This window comes from Pseudomonas sp. NPDC089752 (assembly GCF_044748725.1).
Classification (GTDB): domain Bacteria; phylum Pseudomonadota; class Gammaproteobacteria; order Pseudomonadales; family Pseudomonadaceae; genus Aquipseudomonas.
Window position 1 is genome coordinate 193,647 of record NZ_JBIVGP010000003.1, and the last position, 18,859, is coordinate 212,505.

13 protein-coding genes are annotated in these 18,859 nt (G+C 63.3%); 7 read left to right on the forward strand and 6 right to left on the reverse strand.

The annotated features are described in order from the left end of the window. Positions 1 to 24: 24 nt before the first annotated feature. Positions 25 to 4,578 (reverse strand): dermonecrotic toxin domain-containing protein, encoded by a 4,554-nt coding sequence (locus ACIPZF_RS06185; protein ID WP_400796521.1) that lies wholly within the window; start codon positions 4,576 to 4,578, stop codon positions 25 to 27. Between the two features lie 201 nt (positions 4,579 to 4,779). On the opposite strand from ACIPZF_RS06185, the gene pip reads away from it, so the two are divergent. From pip to ACIPZF_RS06220, 7 genes are all read left to right on the forward strand, one after another. Beyond that, positions 4,780 to 5,751: a prolyl aminopeptidase gene (gene pip, locus ACIPZF_RS06190; RefSeq protein WP_400796523.1), complete on the forward strand. Its 972-nt coding sequence runs from the start codon at positions 4,780 to 4,782 to the stop codon at positions 5,749 to 5,751. Beyond that, on the forward strand, positions 5,748 to 6,185 hold the full coding sequence (dtd, locus tag ACIPZF_RS06195) for a D-aminoacyl-tRNA deacylase (protein ID WP_400796525.1): 438 nt from the start codon (positions 5,748 to 5,750) through the stop codon (positions 6,183 to 6,185). The genes pip and dtd overlap by 4 nt, the downstream gene beginning before the upstream one ends. A 263-nt stretch (positions 6,186 to 6,448) precedes the next feature. After that, on the forward strand, positions 6,449 to 8,188 hold the full coding sequence (locus ACIPZF_RS06200) for a glucan biosynthesis protein G (RefSeq protein ID WP_400796527.1): 1,740 nt from the start codon (positions 6,449 to 6,451) through the stop codon (positions 8,186 to 8,188). Next, complete coding sequence (mdoH, locus tag ACIPZF_RS06205) at positions 8,181 to 10,754, forward strand: glucans biosynthesis glucosyltransferase MdoH (RefSeq protein WP_400796530.1); 2,574 nt, start codon at positions 8,181 to 8,183, stop codon at positions 10,752 to 10,754. The genes ACIPZF_RS06200 and mdoH overlap by 8 nt, the downstream gene beginning before the upstream one ends. Before the next feature lie 204 nt (positions 10,755 to 10,958). Then, the gene (locus ACIPZF_RS06210; RefSeq protein ID WP_400797121.1) at positions 10,959 to 11,756 is read left to right on the forward strand and encodes a transporter substrate-binding domain-containing protein; all 798 of its coding nucleotides are present in this window, start codon (positions 10,959 to 10,961) and stop codon (positions 11,754 to 11,756) included. Between the two features lie 77 nt (positions 11,757 to 11,833). Next, positions 11,834 to 12,796 (forward strand): amino acid ABC transporter permease, encoded by a 963-nt coding sequence (locus tag ACIPZF_RS06215; protein ID WP_400796533.1) that lies wholly within the window; start codon positions 11,834 to 11,836, stop codon positions 12,794 to 12,796. Beyond that, positions 12,789 to 13,523: an amino acid ABC transporter ATP-binding protein gene (locus ACIPZF_RS06220; RefSeq protein WP_400797124.1), complete on the forward strand. Its 735-nt coding sequence runs from the start codon at positions 12,789 to 12,791 to the stop codon at positions 13,521 to 13,523. The genes ACIPZF_RS06215 and ACIPZF_RS06220 overlap by 8 nt, the downstream gene beginning before the upstream one ends. Positions 13,524 to 13,626: 103 nt before the next feature. Here the strand turns inward: ACIPZF_RS06220 and ACIPZF_RS06225 are convergent, their stop codons facing one another. From ACIPZF_RS06225 to tatB, 5 genes are all read right to left on the reverse strand, one after another. Further along, on the reverse strand, positions 13,627 to 15,222 hold the full coding sequence (locus tag ACIPZF_RS06225; RefSeq protein WP_400796536.1) for a methyl-accepting chemotaxis protein: 1,596 nt from the start codon (positions 15,220 to 15,222) through the stop codon (positions 13,627 to 13,629). Positions 15,223 to 15,355: 133 nt separating this feature from the next. Beyond that, the gene (locus ACIPZF_RS06230; RefSeq protein ID WP_400796539.1) at positions 15,356 to 16,918 is read right to left on the reverse strand and encodes a methyl-accepting chemotaxis protein; all 1,563 of its coding nucleotides are present in this window, start codon (positions 16,916 to 16,918) and stop codon (positions 15,356 to 15,358) included. Between the two features lie 100 nt (positions 16,919 to 17,018). Next, a complete protein-coding gene (locus ACIPZF_RS06235; RefSeq protein WP_400796542.1) occupies positions 17,019 to 17,726 on the reverse strand; it encodes a 16S rRNA (uracil(1498)-N(3))-methyltransferase in 708 nt (235 codons plus the stop codon). After that, positions 17,723 to 18,514, reverse strand: a complete 792-nt coding sequence (gene tatC / locus ACIPZF_RS06240) for a twin-arginine translocase subunit TatC (protein ID WP_400796545.1) — start codon at positions 18,512 to 18,514, stop codon at positions 17,723 to 17,725. The genes ACIPZF_RS06235 and tatC overlap by 4 nt, the downstream gene beginning before the upstream one ends. Continuing rightward, entirely contained in the window at positions 18,511 to 18,858 is a 348-nt protein-coding gene (gene tatB / locus ACIPZF_RS06245; protein WP_400796547.1) for a Sec-independent protein translocase protein TatB, read from the reverse strand. Before tatB ends, tatC begins: the two co-directional genes overlap by 4 nt. Between the last annotated feature and the right edge of the window lies 1 nt (position 18,859).

The window sequence follows — 18,859 nt, forward strand, 5'->3', positions numbered from 1 at the left end:
GACCTGCGTCGGCGCGGGGGGTAGTTAATTAGGGCGGAACCCGTGAGGCAGGTATAACTTCAGGTCACCGTCACGTGTATCCATCCTCTGTCGCGTGGCCTCGTCGAGCGGATTGTCACGCAGCGAGATGGTCGTGCTCGGCTCGTCCACCACCGGCACGCCGAGGATGACATCGGGCAGGCTGGTCATGTGATTGCTCTCCAGGTCCAGCGTGCCTGTAGGCATCAGCTCGTACAGCCAGGTTGGCCACGCGCTCATGCCAACCTCGTTGAGCACCAGGCACTTGAGCCGGCGAGCGAAGTTGAACGGGCCGCGCAAGCTGGGGCTCAAGCGGTTCCCCGACAGGTCGAGCATCTCCAGTGAGGGCAAGCGTGCCAGCAGTTGCAGGGTGGCATCGTTGATATCGAGCCCCAGGTTGCTCAGCTCCAGCTCGGTCAACAGGGGCAGTTGGGCGATCGAGGCCGGCAGTGCCGGCAAGTCCGTGGGCAGTTCATCCAGGGTCAGGGTCACAAGGTTTGGGTAGCGGCTCAGCAGCTGGTCGAATTGCTGCATCGAGCCGTCCACGCCTTCAAGAATCAGGCTGTCCACCGTTTGCTTGAAAAAATCGGGCAGTCGGTCAGGCAGGTCTGCCACGTCCTGGTCGATGATATGCAGCGGCAGGTCATCGAAGCCGCGCATACGCGCTATCCAGAACTCGCAGAAGTCCTCCGCCATCTTCTTTTTACGGAGGCTGGCCGGGTGCGCGTTCAGCCAGTCGGCGAGGGCTTGGCGCAATTGCCGGCGTTGCTCGACGAGCCGGTCCAGTGCCTGTTGCACGCTTTGGTTGAGGCTCAGATTGAAGCGGAACCTGCGTGTTTGCTCGTCTTCGCTGAAGGCCAGGCTGATCAGCTGTCGCCGGCTGAGCGGATTGCGTTCCAGGGTGACGATCGTGCTTTGCTCGGCAGGCAGGTTGAGATTGAAAAAATCGGGCAGTGAGCGCAGGGCGTTGTCGCTGAGTGAGACGGCGTTGATTCTGCTGAGCGTGGCGCCATCCAGCCAGGCCGGCCATGTGCTCAATGCCATGCGATCCAGGCAGAGGAACTGCAGCGTCCAGTTGCCCGTCGCCGCCGGGGCAGGTGCGAGGGTATTGCCACTGAGGTCGAGGTATTGAAGCGTAGCGGGGCTGGCAAGCTGTTCGATGTCGGCAACCGAAAGCGTCAGGTTCTGATTGACCAGGTGCAGTTCGTCGAGGTTGGCAAAGTACTGATGGATCAGCGGCAATCTGCCCGTCAGTTCTGCTGAGGCATTGGCAATGTAAGGCCGGTCGATCGCAAGAATCTCCAGGTTGGGGAATTGCCGGAAAAGATTTTCGAAAGGCCAGGCTTCCTGCCCAGGCGGGATGAGTGCGTCTGGCCTGAAGTTGAATACCACGTCTTCCAGAAACAGGTTCCTGACGGTTTCACTGAAACTGTTGGGCAGTTGGCTTGGGAACTCTTCCAGGAACGCGGTGTGCAGATAGAGACGGGTTTCCAAGGTGTCACGCAGCCCTGTCGCGTTCTGCACCCAGTGCCACCAGATGCCGGTCTCTATCATGTCCCGGCTTTGATTTGCCAACAGTGGATCGGCGATGCGCAGCGGGTCGGCTCGCCATGCAGCCAGGCAGGCTTGCAGTTGCTGCGCCGCATCCGGGGCAGGCAAGTTGTTGATGGCCCGGAGGATCTGAGCATCGGTCGCATGCTCCTCAAGCAGGGCATTGGTCAGCCAGTCGGCTACCTGGGGGGGAAATCCCTGTTCTTCGATCAGCCGGGCAAAGCGGCTGAAACGGTCGATGCGGGCCAGGTCCTGGACCAGAGGGCTCAAGGGATAGCCAAGGCGGCCATCGGCCAGACGCATCGGTGAACGGAAAGCGTGGCGTTGCATGCCCAGCTTCCTGCGCAAGAGGCCTCTGGGCAGGGGTGCTGCCTGCAGCATTCGCTCGCGCAGGCCAAAGCCACCGGCATGCGTATCCAGCGCCTGCTGCAAGGCCGCGTATAGCGTTTCGTGGAGGGGTGCAGAGAGCGCCGACGGCAGGGGATTGCTGGCTGTGTATCCCTGCGGATAGCGCGTGATGATCCATAGGTGCGCTGCATTGTCGGGGCCGATGGAGTCGATCAGCTCGGCCTGGAGTCCGCCGTCGTGAAGTTCGAATTTCAGGTCCGCAGGCCAGTTTTCCAGTTGCGGCAAGCTATTGAGGATCAGCAGGTCGGAGTCGCCGTTGCGCACCGAATCCAGGTACACGCCTTCATAGGCACGTGCCAGGCGGATCTGTTGCTGATAGTGCCGCACTTCATGGCCAAGGCGCTTGGGCACTCTGCCCTCGTTCAAGGTCGTCAGCTCACCCGTGGCGGCGTTACGCAGCAGCTCTTCGAGTACCGCGTTGGGCAGTTGCGGGTAGATCCTGCGCAACAATGCCGACTGGGGTGTGGTACTCGATAGCTGTTGTTGATAGCGCTCCTGGAATGCTGCCTGACGCAACCTCGCCGGCGCGTGCGGCAGGCTTTGATTGACCTCCCGATCGAGCCTGAAACGCAGCAGGGTGTCTTCGAGAAGTGCCGGCATCCGCTGGTTTTCTGCCAAGGCATGACGCAAGGCGCCTTCCTCGACGCCGCTGACCTGAAGAATGCGCGCCAGGGTGGGCTCGCCGAAGGTCTGGCTGAGCGGGGCGAGCCGATTGAGCAGGCGGCTGCCTTGCCATTCCCTTGGCCGGTCCAATTCGTGCAGCCAGGCACCGGCGCCGTTGTGGCGCAGCGGCGGCTGGTAACCCAGGTATCTGGAAGGGTGCACGACACTGTAGTGGCCGCCTGTCGAATTCCACTTGAGCGCATAGAGCTTGCCATCGAGTTTCAGCCAAAGCCGATCGGCATGCCGGTAGATCCCCAACTGATCGGGCGTGGCCTGCGGCGGCAGGGACACGTTCTGGGCGTAGGGCGTCAAGTCGGGGTTCCACAAGCGTTTGCTACCGTCTGGCAGTTCGACTTCGATCAGTTCTTCGATGAACGAGGGCGTCTCGACCGGTACCGTAGGCACGGCAGGCACGTCGTGCAACGCTGCCTTGGCTCCCTGCGCAACGGCGGTGCCGAGCCCGATGAGCGCCAGGTTCTGCAGAACGTCGAGCAAATAGGCCAGTGCCTGCTGGCGGTCGTCGTTGGCCCAGCTGTCGATCCCTTCGTAGACTTCCTGGCTCAGTTGCAGGGTGGCCAGGGCCATCATCATGTAGCCGATTTCAGGTACCACGAAGCCGACCAGGTTCAGTGCATCGAGCGCAAGCGACTCGAAGTAGGCCAAGCGGTCATGCAAGGTCTTGGCGTCCATGGCCAAGGTGGGCACGGCGTGAAACCTGGCGTCATCTCTGAGCCGCGTGTAGTTCTGATAGAGCAGTTCGGCGCGAAACGGGTAGTTGAACGGGCGCGCAGCAATCGGCAGCACGGCTTCAGGGTCGGCCACCCGCTCGTAGATGTTTTTCCGGGTGAAGGTCAGTGGCAGTAGAAGGTCCTGCAACTTGGCGATGGTCTGCGCCTTGTGCGCATCCGGGATGTGGCCGCTAATGAACGCGAGGTCATTCTGGATCGCATTGCGTAGCTCCAGCTTCAGCGCCTCGAAGGAAGCAAACGCTTTGAGTGCCGAGTCGCCGGCATTACGGGTATAGAGCGCGACGGCGGTGGTGTGCTCGAACTGGATCAGCACCCAGCCAGTCAGCTCGATGCCCCACAAGGTCAGGAAATTGAAACTGGCCAGCTGCTTGTCTGCCTGCGCCAGGGTCTCCAAGGGTGTGGCCCAAAGTGCGCCATGCGCGTGGTTGCTGATCAGCCCTTGAAGAAACGCGCCATGCAAGCTTTGCTTGAAGGCGGACAACTCGACCTCGCCAAGCGTATCGAGCACAGGCGTTTGTGCGACCAACCTGTCTTGCCAGGGTGCCTGTGCAGGGGTTGCAGGGTAATAGATGCCATCGAGAAGCGCCTGGTACTGCCCGCCGATGTCCAATGAGCGGCACAGTGCGGCGAAGGCCGTTGGCTCGATATCGACGACGTTGGCGAAAGGGGGGCCGTTACCGTAGCCCCGTTGGTCGAGGATGACCGAGCGCATGTGCGGCATCGGTACCTCCAGCGTATCGGCTTGGGTAGCGGCGACCTCGAAATTCTGCAAGGCGTGATGCAGCAGCGGCCTGACGAAACGCTCCGGTGCCACGTCTGCCTGCTCCCGGCGCTTGGCATAGTCAACGGCGTCGAAGTAATAGGTCTTCGTCACATCGATGTCCTGCTGAAACTGCTCCTTGATGGCCTCGGTCAGCAAGCGTGTGGCGAAAACCTGCAGAGGCGGCAACCGGCTGAACAACGTGTGCGCCTGGGCTTTGCTCGTACGCAAGCGCGCATGCTCTTCGGCCAGCATCCTGGCGACCTTTGGGTGTTTCAGGCAGGCTTTTTCAAGTGTCGGTGGGGCCTGTTCGACAGCGCCACGCAGGGCGCCGAAGGTAGCCGCCGGTGCGGTCAGCATCCAGGCAGGTGCTTTACCTTTGATCAAGTCGTAATGGGTGGAGCGGGTGCCGGTCGAGGCGGGCGACATGTGCGAGTCCTAACAGGGTCAAGGTCCTGCACATTCATCCGCACAAGGTCGCGTCGGGTGCTATCTATTTCTTCGAGCGCGAACCGGGCGGTATTGGCCCTTTGATCATTGCGCGAGCAAGGCTGAACGTGGGGCATGCTCAAAGCGCAATTCAGGTTTATGATGGCCAACGGTCGAACCAAACCTCACACGGAGTGCGCAATGCAGACCCTGTACCCGCAGATCAAACCCTACGCCCGGCACGATCTGGCCGTGGAAGCGCCGCATGTGCTGTATGTCGATGAAAGCGGCTCGCCTGAAGGTTTGCCGGTGGTGTTCATCCATGGTGGGCCTGGTGCCGGTTGCGATGCCCAGAGCCGCTGCTACTTCGACCCCAACCTGTACCGCATCGTCACCTTCGATCAGCGCGGCTGTGGCCGCTCCACGCCGCACGCGAGCCTGGAGAACAACACCACCTGGCATCTGGTCGAGGACCTGGAGCGCATCCGCGAGCACCTGGGCATCGAGAAATGGGTGCTGTTCGGTGGCTCCTGGGGTTCGACCCTGGCCCTGGCCTACGCACAGACCCACCCCGAGCGGGTGCATGGCTTGATCTTGCGCGGCATCTTCCTGTGTCGCCCGCAAGAGATCGAGTGGTTTTACCAGGAGGGCGCCAGCCGCCTGTTCCCTGACTATTGGCAGGACTACATTGCGCCGATACCGCCGGACGAGCGCGGTGACCTGGTCAAGGCCTTCCACAAGCGCCTGACGGGTAATGACCAGATCGCTCAGATGCACGCGGCCAAGGCCTGGTCCACCTGGGAGGGCCGTACCGCCACCCTGCGCCCCAATCCGCTGGTGGTCGACCGCTTCTCCGAGCCGCAGCGAGCACTGTCGATCGCCCGTATCGAATGCCACTATTTCATGAACAATGCCTTCCTCGAGCCGGATCAGCTGATCCGCGACCTGCCGAAGATCGCCCACCTGCCGGCCGTCATCGTGCATGGCCGTTACGACGTGATCTGCCCGCTGGACAACGCCTGGGCGCTGCACCAGGCTTGGCCGAACAGTGAGCTGAAGGTGATCCGCGACGCCGGCCACGCGGCCTCCGAGCCGGGCATCACCGATGCCCTGGTACGTGCTGCCGACCAGATGGCCCGGCGCTTGCTCGATTTGCCCCTGGAAGAAGCATGAGGGGGCTGCTGCAGCGCGTGCGTGGCGCACGGGTAGAGGTGGCAGGCGAAATTGTCGGCGCCGTCGACCAGGGCCTGCTGGTGCTGGTGGCCGTGGAGCCTGAAGATACCCGTGCACATGCCGATAAGCTGTTGCACAAGCTGCTCAACTACCGCGTCTTCGGCGATGACCAGGGCAAGATGAACCTCTCGCTCAAGGATATCGGTGGCGGTTTGTTGCTGGTGTCCCAGTTCACCCTGGCTGCGGATACCCGAAGTGGCATGCGTCCAGGCTTCTCGACGGCCGCACCGCCAGCGCTGGGTGCCGAGTTGTTCGACTATCTTTTACAGCAGGCCCAGGGCCAACACCCCACCGTGGCCAGTGGGCGCTTCGGGGCGGACATGCAGGTCCACCTGGTCAATGATGGCCCTGTGACATTCTTGTTACAAATATGAGCGAAAAAAACCCCTTGTTTATAGGGAAACAAGGGGTTTTGAACGATAAATAGTTGCTCCAGCCTGATGCGTTGTAACGCGACCTGCTGGATAATCGCGCGCTGCATGGGCCTGCGTTCGCAGGTTCGTATTACTCTTACTCGAGCATTGTCTGACACCGTTTGGGGAATCATTACGCCCTCACGGGGTCCGAACAGTGCTCGCCAACCCGGCATTTGTCGCTGGCCGTTGGTTTCATGATCTGTTTTCGGCGAGGGTTGCTCGTGATTGTTAGTCCCCAAAAAGCATCAAGAATCCCCGGCACACGGCTGCGCAAGGCCCTGATGGCCAGTGTGGCACTGGCAGGCCTGATGAGCGCGGGCCAGCTGTGGGCATTCAATCTTGACGATGTTGCAGCCAAGGCACAGGATCTGGCCGGCCAGAAGTACGAAGCACCGAAAAGTAACCTGCCGGCAGTCTTCCGCGACATGAAGTTCGCCGACTACCAGAAGATTCACTTCCTGCAAGAGAAAGCGGAGTGGGCCAAGGACAAGACCCCCTTCAAGCTGTCCTTCTACCACCAGGGCATGCACTTCGACACGCCGGTGAAGATCAACGAAGTCACCGCCAGCAAGGTCGAGGAAATCAAGTACGACCCGAGCCGCTTCGAGTTCGGTGACGTGCCGCACGACCCGGAAACCACCAAGAACCTGGGTTACGCCGGTTTCCGTGTGTTGTACCCGATCAACAAGGCCGACAAGCAGGATGAAATAATGACCCTGCTGGGGGCCAGCTACTTCCGCGTGGTCGGCAAGGGCCACGTGTACGGCCTGTCGGCCCGCGGCCTGGCCATCGACACCGCGCTGCCGTCGGGCGAAGAGTTCCCGCGCTTCACCGAATTCTGGGTCGAGAAGCCCAAGCCGGCCGACAAGCACCTGGTGATCTACGCCTTGCTGGACTCGCCACGTTCCACCGGTGCCTACAAGCTGATTCTGCGCCCGGGCAACGACACCGTGGTCGACGTGCAGTCGCGCGTGTTCCTGCGTGATCACGTCAGCCGCCTGGGCGTTGCGCCGTTGACCAGCATGTACCTGTTCGGCCCGAACCAGCCGTCCAAGGTCATGAACTACCGTCCGGCCCTGCACGACTCTGAAGGCCTGTCGATCCACGCTGGCAACGGCGAGTGGATCTGGCGCCCGCTGAACAACCCGAAACACCTGGCCGTGAGCAACTTCAGCGTCGAGAACCCGCGTGGTTTCGGCCTGATGCAGCGTCATCGCGACTTCAAGGATTACGAAGACCTCGACGACAACTACCAGAAGCGTCCAAGCGCCTGGATCGAGCCCAAGGGCGACTGGGGCAAAGGCACCGTCGATCTGGTCGAGATCCCGACCGCCGACGAAACCAACGACAATATCGTTGCGTTCTGGAGCCCGGAGACCCTGCCAGAGCCAGGCAAGCCGTTCGAGTACGCCTACCGCCTGCACTGGACCATCGACGAGGCCAAGTTCCAGGCTCAGGACGTCGGTTCGGTTACCCAGACCATGCGCTCCACCGGTGACGTCAAGCAGTCCAACCTGATCCGTCAGCCAGACGGTAGCGTGGCCTTCCTGGTCGACTTCGCTGGCGCCGCCCTGGCTGCCCTGCCGGAAGACGCCCCGGTACGCAGCCAGATCAGCGTCGGCGACAACGCCGAGGTGGTCGAGAACAACCTGCGCTACAACCCGGAGACCAAAGGCTGGCGCCTGACCCTGCGACTGAAGGTCAAGGAAGCCAACAAGTCCACCGAAATGCGCGCCGCGCTGGTGCGTGATGTGCCGGTCGAGCCGGCCAAGCCTGCCGAGGAAACCAAGCAGGACAAGGCCGCCGCCAAGCACGCCAAGCATGAAAAAACCGCCAAGGCGCAGGAGCCAGCCAAGGCCGAACAACCTGCCGCCGATGCGGCGACCACCAACGGGACCCCGGCCACCACCGAACAAGTGCTGACCGAGACCTGGAGCTATCAGTTGCCTGCCGATGAGTAACTCAAGCGCAAGGCCGGAATCGCTTGGCGAGTACCTGGCCCACCTCCCACTGAGCGACGAGCAGCGCGCGGAACTCGCCAGCTGCTCCTCGTTCAGCGAGCTGCACCAACGCCTGGCGGCCAACCCGGCCGCCAACTCCGCCGAGGCCGTGCAGGCCTCGGTGGGCCCCCGCCTGACCGTGGGCAGCGCTGCCGAGCTGGAGGACGCCGAGATGCTCGGCGTCGACGGCAGTGGCCGGCTGTGCCTGAAGATCGCCCCGCCGATCAAGCGTACCCGCGTGGTGCCTGAACCATGGCGCACCAACGTGCTGATTCGCATGTGGCGGCGCATGACCGGCCGTACCAATGCCCCGCAGCCCGAGAAACGCGAGCTGCCCAAGGCACGCTGGCGCACGGTCGGCTCGATTCGCCGCTACATCCTGCTGGCCCTGATGATCGGCCAGACCATCGTCGCCGGCTGGTACATGAAGGGCATTCTGCCGTACCAAGGCTGGTCGTTCGTCGACCTCAACGAAGTGGTCAACCAGCCGATCTGGGATACCGTGGTGCAGGTCTGGCCGTATGCCCTGCAGACGTCCATCCTGATCCTCTTCGGTATCCTCTTCTGCTGGGTCTCGGCGGGCTTCTGGACCGCACTGATGGGCTTCCTCGAGTTGCTCACCGGGCGTGACAAGTACCGTATCTCCGGCAGCAGTGCCGGCAGCGAGCCGATTGCGCCCGAGGCGCGCACCGCTCTGGTGATGCCGATCTGCAACGAAGACGTGCCGCGCGTGTTCGCCGGCCTGCGGGCGACGTTCGAGTCGGTGGCCGCCAGCGGCAACCTCGACCGCTTCGACTTCTTCGTCCTCAGCGACACCAACGACACCGACATCGCCGTGGCCGAGCAACAGGCCTGGCTGGACGTGTGCCGCGAAACCAAAGGCTTTGGCCGCATCTTCTATCGCCGTCGCCGGCGCCGTGTGAAGCGCAAGAGCGGCAACCTCGACGACTTCTGCCGTCGCTGGGGTGGCGAGTACAAGTACATGGTCGTGCTCGACGCCGACAGCGTCATGAGCGGCGAGTGCCTGAGCAGCCTGGTGCGCCTGATGGAGGCCAACCCGGACGCCGGCATCATCCAGACCGCGCCCAAGGCGTCGGGCATGGACACCCTGTATGCGCGCATGCAGCAGTTCGCCACCCGCGTGTACGGCCCACTGTTCACCGCCGGCCTGCACTTCTGGCAGCTGGGCGAGTCGCACTACTGGGGCCACAACGCGATCATCCGCATGAAGCCGTTCATCGAGCACTGCGCCCTGGCGCCGTTGCCGGGCAAGGGCGCGTTCGCCGGGGCCATCCTTTCCCACGACTTCGTCGAAGCTGCGCTGATGCGCCGTGCCGGCTGGGGCGTGTGGATCGCCTACGACCTGCCGGGCAGTTACGAAGAACTGCCGCCGAACCTGCTCGACGAGCTCAAGCGTGACCGCCGCTGGTGCCACGGCAACCTGATGAACTTCCGCCTGTTCCTGGTCAAGGGCATGCACCCGGTGCACCGTGCGGTGTTCCTCACCGGGGTGATGTCGTACCTGTCGGCGCCGTTGTGGTTCTTCTTCCTGGTGCTGTCGACCGCGCTGCTGGCGACCAACACGCTGATGGAGCCGCAATACTTCATCGAGCCGTACCAGCTCTACCCGCTGTGGCCGCAGTGGCACCCGGAGAAGGCCGTCGCGCTGTTCTCCACCACCATCGTGCTGCTGTTCCTGCCCAAGCTGCTCAGCATCATCCTGATCTGGGCCAAGGGCGCGGTCGAGTTCGGCGGGCGGATCAAGGTCACCCTGTCGATGCTGATGGAGATGCTGTTCTCCATGCTGCTGGCGCCGGTGCGGATGATCTTCCACACCCGCTTCGTGCTGGCTGCGTTCCTTGGCTGGGCCGCGACCTGGAATTCGCCGCAGCGTGACGACGACTCCACGCCATGGAGCGAAGCGGTGCGCCGTCATGGTCCGCAGACGCTGCTGGGCTTTGCCTGGGCCGCGCTGGTGGCCTGGCTGAACCCGAGCTTCCTGTGGTGGCTGGCGCCGATCGTCGGTTCGCTGGTGTTGTCGATCCCGGTGTCGGTGATTTCCAGCCGCACCCGCCTGGGCCTGGCGGCCAAGGACGAGAAGCTGTTCCTCATCCCCGAGGAATACGCGACGCCGCAGGAACTGCTGGCAACCGACCAGTACACCCACGAGAACCGCTGGCATGCCCTGCACGACGGCTTCGTGCGTGCCGTGGTCGACCCGCGGCAGAACGCCCTGGCCTGCGCCATGGCCACTGCCCGGCATGGCCAGGCTGCGCCGATCGAAGCGCTGCGTGCTGAACGTGTGGCCAAGGCGATCGAGGTTGGGCCGAAGGGCCTGGACCTGAATACTCGCCTGGCGTTGCTCAGCGACCCGGTGGCGATGAGCCGCCTGCACGAGCAGGTCTGGGCCGAGCACAATGCGGCCTGGATCGACGTGTGGCGTGCTTCGATCAACAACGACCCGCATTCGCCGTTGTTGCCGCTGCATCCAGAGAATGAAGGCCAACCGGCACTCGTCGGCGCCTGATCTGACGCAATCGCGGATGAATCCGCTCCTACACTTGTAGGAGCGGATTCATCCGCGATGTTGTTTTTGGCCAACAAAGTCCCCCCCGGCTCTAGGTCCCAGGGCCGCCATGCGTTAGCATCGCTCCCCGGTAAACCACGCCGGCCGCCAAGGCCGTGCCAACGATAAGATTCGCTACATTTCTTGCTAGGGGACTTGGTGATGATGAAGAAATACCTTTCGCGACTGCTGGTCGGCGTCACCGCGCTGGTCGCAGTGGCTTCGGCCCAGGCTGGCGCCATCGACGACGCGGTCAAGCGCGGCACCCTGCGGGTGGGCATGGACCCAACCTACATGCCGTTCCAGATGACCAACAAACGTGGCGAGATCATCGGCTTCGAAGTCGATATCCTCAAAGCCATGGCCAAATCCATGGGCGTCAAGTTCGAGGCCGTTTCCACCGCCTACGACGGCATCATCCCGGCGCTGCTGACCGACAAGTTCGACATGATCGGCAGCGGCATGACCCTGACCCAGGAACGCAACCTGCGCCTGAACTTCAGCGAACCCTTCATCGTGGTCGGCCAGACCCTGCTGATCCGCAAGGAGCTGGCGGGCGAGATCAAGTCGTACAAGGACCTGAACAACGAAAAGTATCGCCTCACCTCCAAGCTGGGCACCACCGGCGAAATGGTCGCCAAGAAGCTGATTGCCAAAGCCAAGTACCACGGCTACGACAACGAGCAGGAAGCGGTGATGGACGTGGTCAACGGCAAGGCCGACGCCTTCGTCTACGACGCGCCGTACAACGTGGTGGCAGTGGAGAAGGCCGGCGCTGGCAAGCTGCTGTTCCTCGAAGAACCCTTCACCTACGAGCCGCTGGCGTTCGGCCTGAAGAAGGGCGACTACGACAGCATCAACTTCATCAACAACTTCCTGCACCAGATCAAGCATGACGGGACCTACGATCGTATCCACGACAAGTGGTTCAAGAACAAGGACTGGCTGAAGGAAATGGAATAAGGCCCAGGCCACAAGCCCCAGGCTTTGACCCGACGCGCAGGTAAACCCTGCGCGTTCGCATTTACGGACGTACCCACGTGATCAAACACAAGAAAGCCCAATGGCCCTGGCATGCGCTGACCGCGCTGGTCCTGGTGGGCCTGGCGATCAGCCTGTACCTGGCCACCTCGATGATTTCCTACGAGTGGCGCTGGAACCGCGTTCCCCAGTACTTCGCCTACCAGGCCGAGGAAACGCAGCGCGCCAGCGGTTATGGCACGGTCCAGGAAATCGTCGTCTCCGGCGATAACGCCCGCGTTACGCTGAAGGACGAGAACGGCGATGAGCAAGTGCTCGACGTGGCCAAGGACAGCCTGCAACTGAGCCGCGGTGACGACGTCGCCGAAGGCGACTCGATCGGTGTGACCCGCCATTGGGCCGCCGGCCCGCTGGCCTGGGGCCTGTGGACCACCTTGTGGCTGTCGGTGGTGTCCGGGGCGTTGGGCCTGGTGATCGGCCTGTTCGCAGGCTTGTGCAGGCTGTCGAACAACCCGACCCTGCGCGACCTGTCCACCGTTTATGTCGAACTGGTGCGCGGCACGCCGCTGCTGGTGCAGATCTTCATCTTCTACTTCTTCATCGGCACCGTGCTCAACCTGTCCCGGGAGTTCGCCGGGGTGGCAGCGCTGGCGCTGTTCACCGGCGCCTACGTGGCCGAGATCGTGCGTGCCGGCGTGCAGTCGATCGCTAAGGGCCAGAACGAGGCGGCCCGCTCGCTGGGCCTGAATGCCGGCCAGTCGATGCGCCATGTGATCCTGCCGCAGGCCTTCAAGCGCGTGCTGCCACCGCTGGCCGGGCAGTTCATCAGCCTGGTCAAGGACACCTCGCTGGTGTCGGTGATCGCCATCACCGAACTGACCAAGAGCGGCCGCGAGGCCATCACCACCTCGTTCTCGACTTTCGAGATCTGGTTCTGCGTGGCAGGCCTGTACCTGCTGATCAACCTGCCGCTGTCGCACCTGGCCAGCCGGCTCGAGCGGAGGCTTGCGCAAAGTGATTGAAGTCCGTGACCTGCTGAAAGTCTTCGACACCCGTGGCCAAGTGGTTCGCGCGGTGGACAACGTCACCACCCAGGTGGCCAAGGGAGAGGTGGTGGTGGTGCTCGGGCCTTCAGGCTCGGGCAAGTCGACCTTCCTGCGTTGCCTTAACGGTCTGGAGCATTTCGACCAGGGCTCTGTCGCCATCAACGGCGTGCAACTGGCCGACCCGAAGACCGACATCAACGCCTACCGCCGTGAAGTCGGCATGGTGTTCCAGCATTTCAACCTGTTCCCGCACATGACCGTGCTGGAAAACCTGTGCCTGGCGCAAAAGGTCGTGCGCAAGCGCGGCAAGGCCGAGCGCGAGGCCAAGGCACGGGCGCTGCTGGAGAAGGTGGGCATTTCGCAGAAGGCAGACGAGTACCCATCGCGCTTGTCCGGTGGCCAGCAACAGCGGGTGGCGATCGCCCGGGCGCTGGCGATGGAGCCCAAGGTGATGCTGTTCGACGAGCCGACCTCGGCGCTCGACCCGGAAATGGTCGGCGAGGTGCTGGACGTGATGAAGACCCTGGCCCAGGAAGGCATGACCATGGTCTGCGTGACCCACGAAATGGGCTTTGCCCGGGAAGTGGCGGACCGGGTGCTGTTCTTCGACCATGGCAAGCTGCTGGAAGACTCGGCGCCGGTGGCGTTCTTTGATTCGCCGAAGGATCCGCGGGCCCAGGCCTTCCTGCGCCAGGTGCTGTAGGCCTCTTCGCGGGGCAAGCCCGCTCCCACAAAGGCTTTGTGCGATCTCTGTGGGAGCGGCGGTGCGGCGATCCGACTTGCCCCGCGAAGCAGGCGACTCGGTCTCAGAGACTGAACCGCCCCACCATCCCCCGCAACTGCCGCCCCAACTGCTCCAGCTCCCCACTCGAAGCCGCCGTCTGCTCACTGGCCGCGCTGGTCTGATCCGACCCATCGCGCACGCTCATCACGCTGCGGTTGATCTCCTCGGCCACCACGCTCTGCTCCTCGCTGGCCGTGGCAATCTGCTGGTTCATGCCCTGGATGCTCGACACCGTATCGGTGATCTGGCTCAACGCATGCCCAGCCTTGCGGCTCAGCTGCACGCTCTGCTCGGTCAGGCGCTTGCTGTCGTCGAGCAGGCCAGTGACCTCGTCGGTGCCGCTGTGCAGGCTTTCGATCAACTGCTCGATTTCTTCGGTGGATTGCTGCGTGCGCTGGGCCAGCCCGCGCACTTCGTCGGCGACCACGGCAAAACCACGCCCGGCCTCGCCTGCGCGCGCCGCTTCGATGGCGGCGTTCAATGCCAGCAGATTGGTCTGCTCGGACACCGACTTGATCACATCGAGGATGCTACCGATACGCTGGCCTTCCCCCGCCAGGTGTTGCATGGCCACCAGGCAGTCGTCCATTTGCCTGGCCAGTTGTTCGATGTGATCGATGGCTTCAGCCACCACCTGGTCGCCCACTTGCGCCTGCTGATCGGCATTGGTCGCGGCCATCGACGCCTGTTCGGCATTCTGCGCCACTTCCTGCACCGTGGCGCTCATCTGGTTCATGGCGGTGGCCACCTGGTCGGTCTCCTCGCGCTGCTGGTCGATGCGCAGCTTGGTGTCCTCGCTGCTGGCCGCCAGTTGCGTAGCCGCCTGTGACAGGTGGCCGACGCCCTGCTCGATACCGCCGATCAGTTCGCGCAGGCTCAGGGTCATCTCGCGCATGCTGGTCTGCAGTTGGCCCATTTCATCACGGCGCTGCACGGGTTCGACCTGGCTCAGGTCGCCACGGGCGATGCGCGCCGCCACGGCCAGGGCCTGGCGCAGCGGCTGGGTGATCTGACGGGTGATCAGCCAACCGGCCAACACCCCCAGCACCAGCGCCAGCAGGGCTACGCTGGTCAGCAGCGAGCGGGCTGCCAGGGCTTCGCTGTCGCGCTGCTCGACCTTTCTCTGGCCAAGCTCCAGGCTGATGCTGCCAAGCTCGTCATTCATCTGCTGCATGTCGTTGTGCAGCGGCTCGACATCGGCCTGGTTCGGTCGTTGTCCTGGCGCATCGTTGAGTGATTGCAGGGCGGCGAAGCGCTCGCGCAAGCGTTGCAGCAGCTGCAGCTTCTGGCTCAGCATCTGGCGTGTCTCAGCGACCCGGCTGCGTTGCTGCAGCGTCGTCAGCCTGGCTTGCAGCTGTTGCAGGAGGCGGGCGATCTGCGCCTTGCTGGCGTCGTCGGCAAATACCCGATAAGTGATGCGCTCGGCGCGCAGATCCTTGACCAGCTCATTGATCTGGCCGATTTCGCTGAGTTCCTGCGAGCGGCTGATGGCGCCATCCAGTGCGCGCCAGCCACTGACGGTGGTAGCCAGGGTGAGCAGCAGCACCACGGCGAAGCCCAGGGCGAGCTTGGCGCCGACACTGATATTGCCGAGCCTGCGGTTGAGGTAGCCAAACATGGCAAGTCTCCATCCAGTTGAGTAGGGAGCCATGCCAGCACTTCGCTAGCATGACCCCCTGCCCATCGGCGGAGAGCGCGTAGGACTTGACCTGAAAATCAGGTAGGAAATTTCACCGTAGCTTGTAGGACTGTCAGAGTTTGAACCGTCCGACCAAGCCCTGTAGATGAGTGCCCAGCCGCGCCAGTTCGACACTGGAGCTCGCCGTTTCTTCACTCGCCGCCGAAGTCTGGTCAGAGATGTCCCGCACATTCATCACGCTGCGGTTGATTTCCTCCGCCGTCGCACTTTGCTGCTCGGCCGCCGTGGCGATCTGCTGGTTCATCGCCTGGATCGACGACACGGTGCGGGTGATGGTCTCCAGCGAGCCCCCGGCGCGGCGGGTCAGCTCGACGCTGCTGTCGGTGAGCTGGCGGCTGGCGTCCATCACGCTGGCGACCCGTTGGGTACCGCTTTGCAGGCCGGCGATCAGTTCCTCGATCTCTTCGGTGGATTGCTGGGTACGCTGGGCCAGGCTGCGCACTTCGTCGGCGACCACGGCAAAGCCGCGGCCGGCTTCACCGGCACGGGCCGCTTCGATGGCCGCGTTGAGGGCCAGCAGGTTGGTTTGCTGGGCCACCGACTTGATTACATCGAGCACGCTGCCGATCTTGCCGCTTTCGGCCTTGAGCTGGTTCATCGCTTCGCTGGAGTTCACCACTTCGCGGGCCAGGCGCTCGATCTGCGCGACGGCCTCGCTGACCACCCGATCACCTTCGCGGGCCTGTTGGTCGGCGGCCAGCGCCGCTTCCGATGCTTGCTCGGCATTGCGCGCCACTTCATGCACGGTGGCGGTCATCTGGTTCATCGCGGTGGCCACCTGGTCGGTCTCGACCTTCTGATTGTTGACCCCGGCGCTGGTCTGCTCGGTCACTGCCGACAGCTCTTCGGCGGCACTGGCGATCTGAGTGACGCCGTCACCGATGCCGCCGATCAGCTCGCGCAGGCCTTGGGTCATGCGCTGCATGCTGGCCTGCAGCTGGCCGAGCTCGTCGCGTCGCGTGCTGTGCAGGTCCTGGCGCAGGTCGCCGCTGGCGACGCGTTCGGCGGCTGCCAGCGTCTGGCGCAAAGGCAGGATGATCTGCCGGGTGATGACCCAGGCGGCGAGCAGGCCCAGGACCATGGCCAAGGCAGTGGCCCCGGCCAGCATGGCCTTGGCCTGACTGGCGCCGGCATCACGCACCTGGGTCTGCGAAGCGGTCATGGCCTGGCTGGTCTGTAGCAGGACCGTACCCTGGTCAGCCATACGCTGCAGCGCGGGTTCGCCAGCGCCTTGCTTGAGTTCGGCGAACGCCTGGCGATACAGGCGGATCGCCTCGAGCTGTTGCTCCAGGCGTTGGTGATCGGCAGGTTGCTCGATCTGGCTGACCATGAACTGCACCTGGCGCTCCAGGGTGGCCAACGCCTGCTCCAGTTCGCCGATCGATGCCGGGTCTGGCTTGCGTTCATAGTGCTGGCGGGCGATGCGCAGGTCCTGGGTGTATTGCTGGATGACCGAGATGTTACCCAGCTTGTCGCCTCGGTTGATGATGCTGTCCATGCCCATCCACCCGGTGAAGGTGATGGCCAGGGTCATCAGTAACACCAGGCCGAAGCCCAGGCCCAGCTTGCGATTGACGCTTATATTCCCCAGCGATTGGGAAAACCATTGGTACATGTTCGACTCCCCGGCAACGTGGCAGCATGGCTTATTGTTGTGTTGCCATAGCCATCGGCCTGGGCCGGGGAAACTTGATGGGTGAAAGCTGACCCGTTTGTCAGAAAATCCTTGAGAGCAGGGCAGTTACGGCAGTTTCCACCCGCAGGATTCGCTCGCCCAGTTGCACCGGCGCCAAGCCGGCTTTGCCCAGCAGTTCGACCTCGTAGGGAATCCAGCCGCCCTCTGGGCCGATTGCCAGGGTCACCGCGCCTTCCACCGCGCGTGGGCAGGCGGGGTAGGGGCCGGGGTGGCCGACCAGGCCGAGGGTGCCTTCGGCGATGGCGGGCAGGCGGTCTTCGACGAACGGTTTGAAGCGCTTCTCGATGATCACCTCGGGCAGCACCGTGTCGCGGGCCTGCTCCAGGCCCAGGATGAGGTTCTCGCGGATGCTTTCCGGGTTGAGGAACGGCGTCTGCCAGAAGCTTTTCTCGACCTTGTAGCTGTTGACCAGGATCAGCCGTTGCACACCCAGGGTGGCCACCGTCTGGAACAGCCGACGCAGCATCTTCGGCCGTGGCACGGCCAGCACCAGGGTCAGTGGCAGCTTGGCCGGCGGCGGTTGGTCGAAGCCGACCTGCAGTTCGGCTTCGTGCTGCTCAAGGCGCAACACCGTGGCGCTGCCCATCAGGCCATTGATGCGACCCACGCGCAGGCTGTCGCCCACTGCTACGCGGTGGATTTCCTGCATGTGGGTAAAGCGCCGATCGGCAAGGACGACGCGGTCGGCTGAGACGAAGTCGGCCTCTTCAAGAAGCAACAGGTTCACGGTTGGGTCGCTGGCGGCTGGTCGTTGTGGTCGTTGGCCGCTTCATCGTCGCCGTGGCTGCGCTTGCGGATGAGGCTGCCACACAGCACGCCGATCTCGAACAACAGCCACATGGGCACGGCGAGCAGGGTCTGCGAGAAGATGTCCGGCGGGGTGAGGATCATGCCGACCACGAAGCAGCCGATGATCACGTAGGGGCGGATCTTCTTCAGGTACTGCACATCGACCACGCCGATCCACACCAGCAGCACCACCGCCACCGGGATCTCGAAGGCCACGCCGAAGGCGAAGAACAGGGTCATGACGAAGTCGAGGTAGTTGGCGATGTCGGTCATCATCGCCACGCCTGCCGGGGTGGCAGCGGCGAAGAACTTGAACATCAGCGGGAACACCAGGAAGTAGGCGAAGGCCATGCCGGCGTAGAACAGCAGGATGCTCGACACCAGCAGCGGGATGGCGATGCGCTTTTCGTGGCGGTACAGCCCCGGTGCGATGAAGCCCCAGATCTGCTGGAGGATGAACGGGATCGCCAGGAACAGCGAAACGATCATGGTCAGCTTGAACGGCGTCAGGAACGGCGAGGCCACGTCGGTGGCGATCATCGTCGCGTTGGCCGGCAAGTGGTCGCGCAGCGGCGCCGAGACCAGGGTGTAGATCTGCTGGGCGAAGGAGAACAGCCCGGCGAAGATCAGAAAGATCGCGGCCACGCAGCGCAGCAGGCGGGTGCGCAGTTCGGTCAGGTGCGAGACCAGCGGCATGGGCTGGTCGTCTTGCGGTTTTTCGCTCATGGGGCTCGTGGCGGTTGAGGCGGCGCGGGCTGCTCAGGCGCAGGCGTAACGGCTGGCTGCTCGGTGACCGCAGTGGCGGGCGGCTGGGCCGGCGGCGTCAGCGGGTTGAGGATGCGCTTGGCTTCCTGCTCCATCTGCAGGATGTGCTCGTTGTGCAGCTGGCGGCGGATGTCGTCGGCGCCAATCTCGCGCTCGACCTCCATCTTGATCGCATTGAAGCTGCGCTTGAGCCGGCCAATCCACAGCCCCGCAGTCCGCGCGGCGCCGGGCAGGCGCTCGGGGCCGAGCACCAGCAAGGCGACCAGGCCGACGAGCAGCAACTCACTGAAGCTGATGCCGAACATG